Origin of the sequence: Sulfitobacter undariae (genome assembly GCF_014196805.1) — a bacterium.
Classification (GTDB): Bacteria; Pseudomonadota; Alphaproteobacteria; order Rhodobacterales; family Rhodobacteraceae; genus Sulfitobacter; species Sulfitobacter undariae.
In genome coordinates this window covers 1-10,675 of the sequence record NZ_JACIEI010000028.1, presented here as the reverse complement: position 1 = coordinate 10,675, position 10,675 = coordinate 1, and the positions used below count along the sequence as shown (strand labels likewise).

The following is a 10,675-nucleotide window of genomic DNA, read 5'->3' as shown; positions in this document are numbered from 1 at the left end:
GCTCCATGGAGAAACTCCCTTATAATCCATCTGTCAGGGCTGAATCTCAGATCAGGGGCTCACAAGGAAGGTGGGGTGGGCGCACCGCTTACATACCATTCGGTCAACATGACGACCGAAGAAGAACGACCACCGCGTGAAACGGCGTAGTCATTGACCATGTCAGACGGGTAAAATGTCGTCGAAGTGAGCAGCAGGAGGCTCAAGCCAACAACGGCTGTATGGCGTTTTATGATGTGTATCGGCTGGCGAAGGATCTGATTAAGTTTCATGTCGACACTCATGCGACACGAAGATTATGTGAACCTTACGACTCTAACCCCACTGAAAAGTTATTACGATATCTAACTCACAGAAGTCATTCCTGAGCCTTGGGGTTATCGTTGTGATCGAAAGATATCAAACTTAGGTTTGTAGATGTCACTTGTCATCCCGAAAGCGCCCATCACACTGTGAAAAGGGAAATCATGCGGGAAAGTTTCGCTCGGAATGATGTCTGCATCGGTGATACCACGTTGTGCTTTAAATCCTTCTGACATCCAGACAAGGAATGGGATTTCGCGTTGTTGTTTCGGCGCGACAGCATTTGGCGCTCCGTGAAGGTAAAACCCGCTTTCTCCAAGCGATTGTCCGTGGTCGGATACGTAAATCATAGCAGTGTTTGCATCGACTGTTTCGAGTTGTGTAATCAGGTCTGCTAAAAGAAAATCATTATATCGAATGGTGTTATCATAGGCATTGGACAACTCTTCTTGCGAACAGCTTGAGACTTGAACGGTTTTGCATTCTGGCTTGAACTGATCAAACCCTTTGGGATATTTCGTGTAATAGGCGGGCCCGTGGCTGCCTGTCTGATGCAGCGTTACAAAAATGCGTTTTGAACTGGAGGCATTCAGAACATCGGCCAAACCCCAATTCAGTACCTCATCCATTCCGGGTGTCGGACACGTACCTGAAGTGCAGCCCGCTGAGATTTCACTTGCCCGCTGAAAGGTTGTCACGTCGACGGGGGGCGGCCCAGAGTTATTGGTTCTATAGATGGTTTCTACACCAAATCGTGTCAGATAGCTCGGCAGGGGTTCGAATTCGGTGTGCGAGGACGCGTCTGATCCTTCATGAGTGAGAAGGCAAGCAGTGGAGGAAATTGTATTTGTTGCACAAGATCGGCCCATGGGGAGAGCGATGATTGACGTTCCTTTTGTGAAGGCGTTGGTGTTCTTTGCATAGCCATAGAGGGAAAAACTCTCGGCGCGCGCGGCTTCGCCTATGACCAAAACAACAACTTCTTTTCGGTCAGGGGAGCCATCCTCAAAGACGGCATCAGGTAAAAGCGTTTGTTGCCGCTCATCCAGAGCAATTCTGTTAAAGTGCCTAGCTGTGTTAATCACGTAGGACCAAGGTAAAATCTTACTACCCATCCGCGAAGCATATTTGTCGTACCACAGCCATGTTGCAGATGTCATGTAAAGCCATGTAAACAAAGCCACAAATGCAATAATGCTGCCAAATAGACGCCGTAACCAAGTGGACCGTCGCAGTTTGGTCCGCCAGATCATGACGGCAGGCACAACGCCGAGCAGCATGAGGTATGGAACGATGGATATGTGCCAAAGCCCTGCTGCTTCGCGGCTATCCGTGCTGAGAATGTTCGCAATCATCGTGCGGTCCAACTCCATGTTGTAGGTCAACATGAAGTACAGGGCGGCGGCGTTTATTAAGGCGAGGAGGGACGCCAATAGTCTGAGTGCTGTGATAGAGAAAGTCGCGACAAAAAACAAAACGCTAGCCAGTAGGCAATATTGGACAACTTCTAGGGAGAGTATCTGTAACCAACCTGCTTTGGCTGGTAGGGCTGAAACAGAGAGTCCGTATCCCAAAAGGGGCTTTTGATAGAGTGCAAGGTTACCGGCAGTTATGATGAGGATAAAGGTAAAGATACTTACTTCTGGTCGCCACCTAAAGAGTGTTTTCATCGTGTCTTTGCCTTTGAGCCGTATGGTTTTGGTTGTTGGGTCGCAGTGAAAAGGAATTTCCGGAACGTGGCGCGGGGTGTTTTCGACTGCGTTAATGTGCGCGCAATCGTCAGATATGAAGCCTGTGGCTTCATATCCATAGGATGCAGTTAATGAAACTGTTGCGTCTTTACTAGCTGTAAAACAGCGCTGTTTCAGAACCTATTATGCCTCAGAAGTTTTTTGCGTTGGCGTTACGGGGAGTGACTTAGGGAGTGTCTGAAACGTGATGCGGACTCGCAATCCCGGGTCACTATCTTCCAGTGACAAGCTCGCATCGTGCAGCTTGCAGATCGCGGCAACAAGGCTCAGGCCAAGGCCATTGCCTTCGGTTGTCCGGCTTTGCTCCAACCGATAAAGACGGCGCAGGACCTTTTCGCGCTCCTCGGGTGGAATTCCGGTTCCATTGTCTTCTACACACAAGACGATTTGAGCGGCATCACGTGATAAGCGGACCTTGATCTTGGACCCCACCACTGTGTGACGCATCGCATTTTGTAACAGATTGGCAATCACTTGTGACAGAAGGTGGTGGTCACCGTAGACCGTAAAGGGGCCTGACCCGATCACAGTATGCTCAAGGGAATAGCCGTTCTCGTCAGCTTCAGCGTCGAGAAAGTCGACGATGTCATCTACAACAACTTGCAAATCGACAGGCGCAAAGCGGTCGCGCACAGCGCCGCCTTCGATCTGCGCCAACTGCAAAAGCGCATGGAAGGTTTTTACGATGCGGTCTGTCTCGGTTAAGGCCTGATCGAGCAAGTCTTCCTGCCCCGCACTCAGCACTGTTTTGCGAGCAACTTCGTCGAGGATAACGGCGACCCGCTGGATGGGTGTCTTTAGATCATGTGCAATATCAGCCGAGATTTGGCGCATGGATGCGATAAGCGCCTCTTGGGATGACGCCATGGTGTTTACCGCAGTGCTGATTTCAGTCAGGTCATCGCGATCATTTTCCAAAACGGGCACACGGGCAGTCATTTGGCCTGATGTCAGTTCCAAAAGCGTCTTTTGAATGGTGTCAATTTTCCGTCGGGCTCTGCGGGTCGCGAGGGCTCCAGCCGCCGATGTCAACAAAACCGTGGGAAGCAGGCCGATCAAGACCACGGAGAGCATGATCTCGCCCATTTCGACAACCTGTTCGCGTGTTTTTGCGATGGTCAGCTGACCCTGCCCAACGCGGGCGCTCAGAGCGAGGTAGCTACTGGACCGATCGCGATCACGCCCGTCGATTTTCTTTTTGCTGACTATGGTAAAGCCGCCCGCGGACGGGAAAGGGGCAACATTAGCGATGGGTGCTGCACGGTCGGGTTGATAGTGTAGGATCATCAGCTCGGTGTCGGTCACGGCGATATCCGTTTTCAACCGGTTGATCAGCGCATCCTGACCGTCAATGGCAGCGTAAACTTCGATGGCTTGCTCTATTTCATCTTCAAGGATGGACTCGTAATTTGATCTCAGGACAAAATACGCGGCGGCAAAACTGGCAGCGGATGAGAGGATGAATATCCCCAAAAACGTGATTGTCAGGCGCAAAGGCGTTGATTTAATCGTGAGGCTGCGCAACTTCATTCTGTGTCGATCCGATAACCAGAGCCGCGCACAGTTTCTATGATTTCGGTCTCGAACGGTTTGTCGACCTTGCGGCGCAGGCGACTGATATGCGTATCAACCACATTGGTCATAGGATCAAAGTGAATGTCCCATACCGCTTCCATGAGCATGGTCCGCGTCTGCACGCGGCCTTTACGCCGCAATAAATGCTCCAGCAGTGAGAACTCGCGGGGCAGCAGATCAATCGGCTGTCCGGCGCGTGTCACTTTGCGGGTCAGCAGGTTCATCTCCAGATCGGCGGCTTTCAAAAGGACCGGCTCATCTTGCATTTGGGGGCGGCGGGCAAGTGCCCCGATACGAGCACTGAGTTCACCAAAGGCAAAGGGTTTGACAAGATAATCGTCACCGCCTGAATTTAGGCCCTCAATTCTGTCATCCACACCCCCCAATGACGTCAGAAACAAAACAGGGGTACGATTTTTTGCACCGCGCAAAGTTTTGACAAGGCTTATTCCGTCAATTCCGGGCAACATGCGATCAACAATCAGAATGTCGTAATGGCCGACACTGGCTTGAACCAGACCAGCGGCGCCATCGGCGATCAGATCAACGGAATGGCCTTCTTCGCGCAGGCCGTCCGCAATATAGGCACCGGTCTTTTTGTCATCTTCAATCACTAAAATCTTCATGATTGTCCCATCTTTAAAAATCTGGCGGGGCGTGAACCCCGCCATTTAACCTTATCAGAAGTTTAAGGTTTAGTTCTTTTCGTTTTTGTCGTGGTCTTCGTCCTTGTCGTGATGGTCTTCGTCATCATTGTCCTCAGGCGCAACTGTTACCGAGTTGTCAGCCGGATTGACCAGATGTTCGCTTGTTGTGCCGTCAGGCATCACGACTTCAACTTCATACATGCCCGCGTTGGCGCCGTCTTCTTCAAAATCAGCACTCATGGCTTTGCCACCTGTGCTGGTTTCCGCTGCGTTGATGGCGGCAGAAATTGAACCGGGCGCGGCGAGAAAGGCCTGAGCTTCTTCTACACTGGTGTCAGCTGATGCGATTGTTGCAGCACCTGCGATCAAGCTAAGGGACATCAGGGCGCTGGAACCCAAGGCGATGATTGTATTGCGTTTCATAGTATTCTCCGTCGTTGTGGGGCATGCACCTTGCCGCCCTCTGACATCAATTTAGGGTGTGGGTCTGCGGTTCGCTTGTCGTCCAGATTACAGATATTCCATGTCGGTATTTTATGTTTTTTGAGGCTCAAATGAAAAAGGGCAGAGAGCTAAAACCCTCTGCCCTTTGTTTGATCCACGATCTCAAACTGGGAATAGTATCAAACGGATTAGGTTTGCGGCTGTGCGGCCTCCATCCTGATGTCTTCTGAGAGTTCTGGGTCAGGTGAGGTACCTTTGAGTGCCAATTTTGCGGCCAAGGCCATCATGCCACCAAGGATAAGGGCCGTACCGACAATCATTGCGCCAGCTCCAATTGCAACGAAGCCCCCAAAAACGGCCAATGCCCGTGCGGTAACTAGGTAAATCTTTTTCATGTTCAGTCTCCTGTTTTTGTCTAAACCATAGCTAGGCACTGGACGTGGCTGTTTCTCGACGTGCAGATTACAATTAATCCACAATCAGATGCGGCCCGTGAAAACAGGAAATTTCTTATAGAGAATTTACAAATGCTGTGTATATGCCCAGCTATGTGGGCTGGATGTGTTTATGCCTGTGGTTTGAGTGGGGATGGTGATGAGTAGTGATTTCTCTAATTGTGGTCGGGCAGCTTGGGCGCGTCTTAGGCCCGCTTTGCCCTATATTCTCATGGCGTTTTTGTTCGCTATGGGAGGATATGCACTCTACCACCTGTTGAAGCCTGTAGATTTAAAACAAGTGATGGCACAGGTGCGTAGCACTCCGTGGCACATCATTGCACTGTCATTTTTGGCAACTCTCACAGGCTATACGGCGCTAATCGGCTATGATTGGTCTGCGCTCAACTATCTGGATAAAAAGCTACCCTTGCCGACCATTATTACAGGTGGTTTCCTCGGATACGCGCTTGGGAACACCATCGGGGCAGGCCCTGTTACGGGCGGTGCCGTTCGCTATCGCATCTATTCTGCGCTTGGTTTGACGGGATACGACATCGCAGCCATTGCGGTATTCGGCTCCATTTCATTTGGAATTGGCGCAACCGTTGTGGGGTTTGGGGCGCTCGCCTATCATCCCTATGCCCTGAAGTCACTTACATCGATCTCACCTGCGGTGCTGCGTTGGATTGGTATCGTTGCGGTATTGGTCTCGCTTGGATTGATCGTGGCGCTTGGGATGCGCAAATCCGAGATCAAGCTGCGCGGTCATACCTTCAAACCTCCTTCGCTTAGCCTGATGGCGGGGCAATTCATCTTCACCGCCATCGATATCTTGATGGCAGCTATCGTGCTTTATCTTTTGTTACCGCCAAGCGATCTAGGGTTTGCGACCTTTCTTGCCGTTTTCGCGGCTGCGATCTTTGCAGGCGTAGCGAGCCATGTTCCTGGCGGCGTTGGTGTGTTTGAAACGATTATCATCGCAGCGCTGCCCGCGTCAGTCCCTATCGATCAGGCAGCCGCTGGATTGCTCCTTTACCGTTTGATTTACTACCTCATGCCGTTTGCTTTGGCACTTGTCCTTCTGGCGTTCACTGAGTTGACCATGGCGCGAGGGAAGGTGCGCTCGCCGCAACTTCAAGCGCTGTCGCCTATCTTTGGCGCCGTCAGTGCTGTCGTTCCCATGGCCATGTCTGCGATGGTTTTGACATCTGGCATTGTCATGCTCTTGTCGTCTCTGATTCCGCCTACGAGTGAATTGGCGGAGCAACTCGAGGTGTTAGTCCCTCTGGGTTTCGTTGAAACTGGCGCATTGTTGTCGAGCGCCATTGGCGTGTTTCTATTGGTCATCGCACATGGAATGTTGCGGCGGGTTGAAGGCGCATATTGGTTGGCAATACTGGCACTCGGGGCGGGTATTGCTGCGTCGTTGATGCAAGGGCTGGACTATGATCGGGCTGCGGTCCTTTCAGTGATGTTACTCATCCTACTCCCCTGTCGGCGCGAGTTTTTTCGCAGCACCCGGCTCACCCGCAACCCCTTGTCATTCAGGTGGCTGTTGCTTGTCGCCTGTATCGGGGGCGCGGCTTGGGCCGTGTTCTTCTTTGGACACAAAGCGACGCCTTACAGTCACGATTTATGGTGGCAATTTGCAGCGGATCAATCAGCGCCGCGCGCCTTGCGGGCCGGGTTTGTTGCCTCTGTTTTAATCTGCATCTTGATGTTGTTTCTAGCGATGCGCCCTTCCCGAGCTACTGTAGGTTTGGCAACCAAAGATGATTTAGACCGCGCAAAAACAATCATCGCAGCGCAGGACAATCCGGATGCGAATTTTGTGCTGACAGGTGACAAATCCATCTTGTTCTCTGATTGCGGGCAGGCCTTTTTGATGTACCGCGTTCAGGGCCGCTCTTGGATCGTGTTGGGTGATCCCGTAGGTGATCCAAACGCCAGTGCCGAACTGGTCTGGGCCTTTCAGGACATGGCAAACGCCGCAAACGGCCGGCCGGTTTTTTACGAGGTATCTTCGGAACATCTGCCGTTATGGGCCGAAGTCGGTTTTGCTCTGCACAAGATGGGGGAAGAGGCTGTTGTCGCTCTTGAAATCTTCTCACTCGACGGTAGTAACCGTAAAAAATTACGGACTACCTTTAATCGGGCCGGACGAGACGGGTTGAGCTTTCAGATTCTTCCCGCCCCAGTGGATGACGAGACACTTGCACGAATGCGGGTGATTTCGGATGAATGGTTGACCGAGAAGCACGGCAAGGAAAAGCAGTTTTCCGTAGGCCACTTTGATGACGATTATCTACGCCAGTTCCCGATCGCGGTTGTTCATCACAATGGCCATCTGGTTGCCTTTGCGAATGTCTTGACGACAAATCAAAAGAAGACGGCCACAATTGACCTGATGCGGCACTCCAACGATGCGCCATCTAGCTTGATGGAATATCTTTTCACCGATTTAATGCTCCATCTGAAGGCAGAAGGGTTTACCTCGTTCAGTTTGGGGATGGCGCCACTTTCCGGTCTTGAGAGCCGCAGAGGCAGCCGCTGGACCATGAAGCTGGGATCTCTGATCTATCGACATGGCGGTCACTTTTACAACTTTGAAGGGTTGCGCGGGTTCAAGAACAAGTTTGAACCAGAATGGCATTCAAGGTTTCTAGCCGTGTCACCGCATACGAACATATTAGCGGTTGCCACTGATGCCGCGGCATTGGTTTCTGGTGGTCATAAAATCCATGAATGAGGTTGCTAAGCTTTGGCTGGTTTAGTCACACGCAAAGCTTAGCGCGAATGGGTGTAGAAAGAGACGAATATGAATTTACCTTATAAGGCCGCACACGAAGAGCCGCATTTCATCACACGTACGGGGTGGTTGCGTGCCTCCGTTTTGGGGGCCAATGACGGAATTGTATCGGTGTCTTCGCTGATCGTGGGGGTCGCAGCGGCAAACCCAAACCCGTCTGCCATTTTTGTAGCAGGGGCCGCAGGGCTTGCTGCTGGCGCGATGTCTATGGCAGCAGGTGAGTATGTTTCTGTTAGCTCTCAGTCAGATGTTGAACGTGCAGATATTGGCCGTGAAAAACAGGCCATCCTCGACACGCCAGAAGCAGAAGAAGCTGAACTCGCGTCAATTTATCAATCCCGTGGATTATCCGAACAAACTGCCGCTCTGGTTGCCCGCGAATTGACTGCAAAAGATGCATTGGGCGCTCATGTGCGTGATGAACTTGGGCTTTCTGAAATACACGCGGCAAATCCGCTACAAGCTGCATTTGCCTCAGGGCTAACATTTACTGTTGCGGCCGCACTGCCGCTTGCCGCCGCAATTCTCGCGCCAAGTGATAAGATTATCCCGATTGTCGTTATCACCACTTTGATTTGCCTTGCAGGCCTTGGCGCTTTGGGGGCCCAAGTGGGCGGCGCACCAAAGTTACGTGCAACACTGCGTGTCTTGTTCTGGGGCGCTGCTGCGATGGCAATCACAGCCGGTGTAGGAAGCTTTTTTGGCGTGAGTGTTTGATAGTATCTTCGATTGAGCGCCCATTCCTGATCCATTCTAGCAAATACTGGACCTCGAAACTATGGCAGTGAGAGATGTGTGGATTGAAAATACTTAAAGCACTCAAGGAATGCAGAAAGCGCCCTTCTAAGTCGCTACCTGCTGACAAAATGCACTGCTTACATTTGTGAGCACCCCGTTTATCTATGCAGGGTGCTCTTGTTGGATAGCCACCCTAAACGCCAGAACATGAACATGTTGAATTCTGCGAGGAATTGACCCAGTTTTGCGAAACGCCGTGACCCACTGGCATCAAAAACTCCTTCGATTTTTCATGAGATTATCATGTTGCAAAGGGGTCTGCGCCAAATGGCAAAATGGGTCAATCCGACACGAAAATCAACAAGGAGGCATTGTCAGAAGAAAACTTGTTGAGGCGGGTAGGGCTCTTGGATTTGAGGCGAGGAAAGCGCGGATTGACTGTTGCTATTAGCAATGATATATTGAAGGAACAAACCGGGATGGGAGTATAAATAATGGCATTAGTCGATGCCGATAATCCGAGCGGCTCCTTTGTCAATGATGCAGGTAACACCGTTACTTACACATCAACAAGCACCTCAGCATACAGACAATTTACTTATCAAGGCGTTGAAGGGGCATATATAAACGAAGCGGAAACCCACACACACGCTTTTAGCGAACCCGTTGCCGGGGTTCAGTTCATTATCAATGCCTCTAATATTAGCGAAGTATTCACCTTTGCACTCGATGGCGTGACCGTAGATTTAAATACTTTGATTTCAAGCGGAGTTGTTACCTTCGTCAGCCCTTTTGCAGGCGCTTCCTCACCTACGGCGATGAGTATTACTGCCGCAGGCCAACTTAAAGGCGCCGGTGTATCTGGTGCCCCTGGTGGGGCATTATTGACGTTCAACGTTCCTATCACCACCTTTCAGATTACTGGAAACGGAACGGGTTCCGGTTCCGTCTACGATCTTCAGGCGGATACCAGCGCTATTGTCGCGCCCTGCTTCACTTCTGGTACGCTCATCATGACGACGACCGGCGAGCACCCCATTGAGACGCTTTGCGTTGGCGACAGGGTGCAAACAATGGATCACGGCTCGCAACCCATCCAGTGGATTGGTGGTCGTGGCCTGAACGCGGCGCTACTCGCGGCTAATCCAAAGCTGATCCCCATTCGCATCAGTGCCGGGGCCCTTGGGGCCAACCTGCCAGAACAGGACCTGCTGGTCTCCCCACAGCACCGGGTGCTGGTCCGCTCGCACATTGCAGAGCGCATGTTTGGCTCCCGTGAGGTGCTTGTTCCTGCCAATAAGTTCTTAACGCTGGATGGGATCAATATTGCATGGGACATCACAGAGGTTACCTATTGGCATATCCTCTTTGACGACCACCAGATCATCTGGTCCAACGGGGCCGCAACAGAAACCCTGTTCACAGGACCAGAAGCCCTCAAGTCTCTCACTCCAGAAGCCCGCACCGAGATCCGGACCCTGTTCCCCGACCTCCTTGACCCTGAGTATATCCCAAAGTCCGCAAGACCCATCCCGCCAAAAGGCAAACTCATGAAGCGTCTTGTTCAGAGACACCACCAAAACCAAAAGCCAATATTCGAACACACAGACCGGTGAGGAATTGACCCAGTTTTGCGAAACGCCGTGACCCACTGGCATCTAGAACTCCTTCGACTTTTCATGAGATTATCATGTTGCAGAGGGGTCAGCGCCAAATGGCAAAATGGGTCAATCCAACACGAAAATCAACACCGAGTTCCATGGGGCAGCCAAGTAAGTAGGTCAGATTTAACTTTTAACGGGAACTGATAGTTATTATCATCTACCCCAGTGCCAACGCCCCTTGTTTGCCGGAGGCAGATTACTTCATCTCATGCGTGGACCTGTCACGCTTTAGTGCCGCCCCAAGTGCTCGTTTAAGCCACCTTTCGTTCGAAGGCGACAGGGCTTTTCCAGCCCAGTGCTGAGTGGC

At 51.4% G+C, this 10,675-nt stretch carries 9 protein-coding genes; 3 read left to right on the top strand and 6 right to left on the bottom strand.

The annotated features are described in order from the left end of the window. Positions 1-59 precede the first annotated feature (59 nt). The 6 genes from GGR95_RS18450 to GGR95_RS18425 form a co-directional block, all read right to left on the bottom strand. On the bottom strand, positions 60-272 hold the full coding sequence (locus tag GGR95_RS18450; protein ID WP_184568345.1) for a hypothetical protein: 213 nt from the start codon (positions 270-272) through the stop codon (positions 60-62). 105 nt (positions 273-377) lie between these two features. After that, on the bottom strand, positions 378-1,973 hold the full coding sequence (locus GGR95_RS18445) for a sulfatase-like hydrolase/transferase (protein ID WP_184568344.1): 1,596 nt from the start codon (positions 1,971-1,973) through the stop codon (positions 378-380). 204 nt (positions 1,974-2,177) lie between these two features. After that, positions 2,178-3,584 (bottom strand): sensor histidine kinase, encoded by a 1,407-nt coding sequence (locus tag GGR95_RS18440; RefSeq protein WP_184568343.1) that lies wholly within the window; start codon positions 3,582-3,584, stop codon positions 2,178-2,180. Then, the gene (locus GGR95_RS18435) at positions 3,581-4,255 is read right to left on the bottom strand and encodes a winged helix-turn-helix domain-containing protein (protein ID WP_184568342.1); all 675 of its coding nucleotides are present in this window, start codon (positions 4,253-4,255) and stop codon (positions 3,581-3,583) included. Before GGR95_RS18435 ends, GGR95_RS18440 begins: the two co-directional genes overlap by 4 nt. A gap of 69 nt (positions 4,256-4,324) precedes the next feature. Continuing rightward, positions 4,325-4,699, bottom strand: coding sequence for a PepSY domain-containing protein (locus GGR95_RS18430; RefSeq protein WP_184568341.1), 375 nt, complete (start codon positions 4,697-4,699; stop codon positions 4,325-4,327). A 209-nt stretch (positions 4,700-4,908) separates the two neighbouring features. Continuing rightward, positions 4,909-5,115, bottom strand: coding sequence for a hypothetical protein (locus GGR95_RS18425; RefSeq protein WP_184568340.1), 207 nt, complete (start codon positions 5,113-5,115; stop codon positions 4,909-4,911). Between the two features lie 199 nt (positions 5,116-5,314). Here GGR95_RS18425 and mprF point away from each other — a divergent pair, with 199 nt between their 5' ends. The 3 genes from mprF (at position 5,315) to GGR95_RS18410 (ending at position 10,320) form a co-directional block, all read left to right on the top strand. Beyond that, positions 5,315-7,906, top strand: coding sequence for a bifunctional lysylphosphatidylglycerol flippase/synthetase MprF (gene mprF, locus GGR95_RS18420; RefSeq protein WP_184568339.1), 2,592 nt, complete (start codon positions 5,315-5,317; stop codon positions 7,904-7,906). 69 nt (positions 7,907-7,975) lie between these two features. Further along, the gene (locus GGR95_RS18415) at positions 7,976-8,683 is read left to right on the top strand and encodes a VIT1/CCC1 transporter family protein (RefSeq protein WP_184568338.1); all 708 of its coding nucleotides are present in this window, start codon (positions 7,976-7,978) and stop codon (positions 8,681-8,683) included. 515 nt (positions 8,684-9,198) lie between these two features. Then, positions 9,199-10,320, top strand: coding sequence for a Hint domain-containing protein (locus GGR95_RS18410; RefSeq protein WP_246423454.1), 1,122 nt, complete (start codon positions 9,199-9,201; stop codon positions 10,318-10,320). Positions 10,321-10,675: the final 355 nt, after the last annotated feature.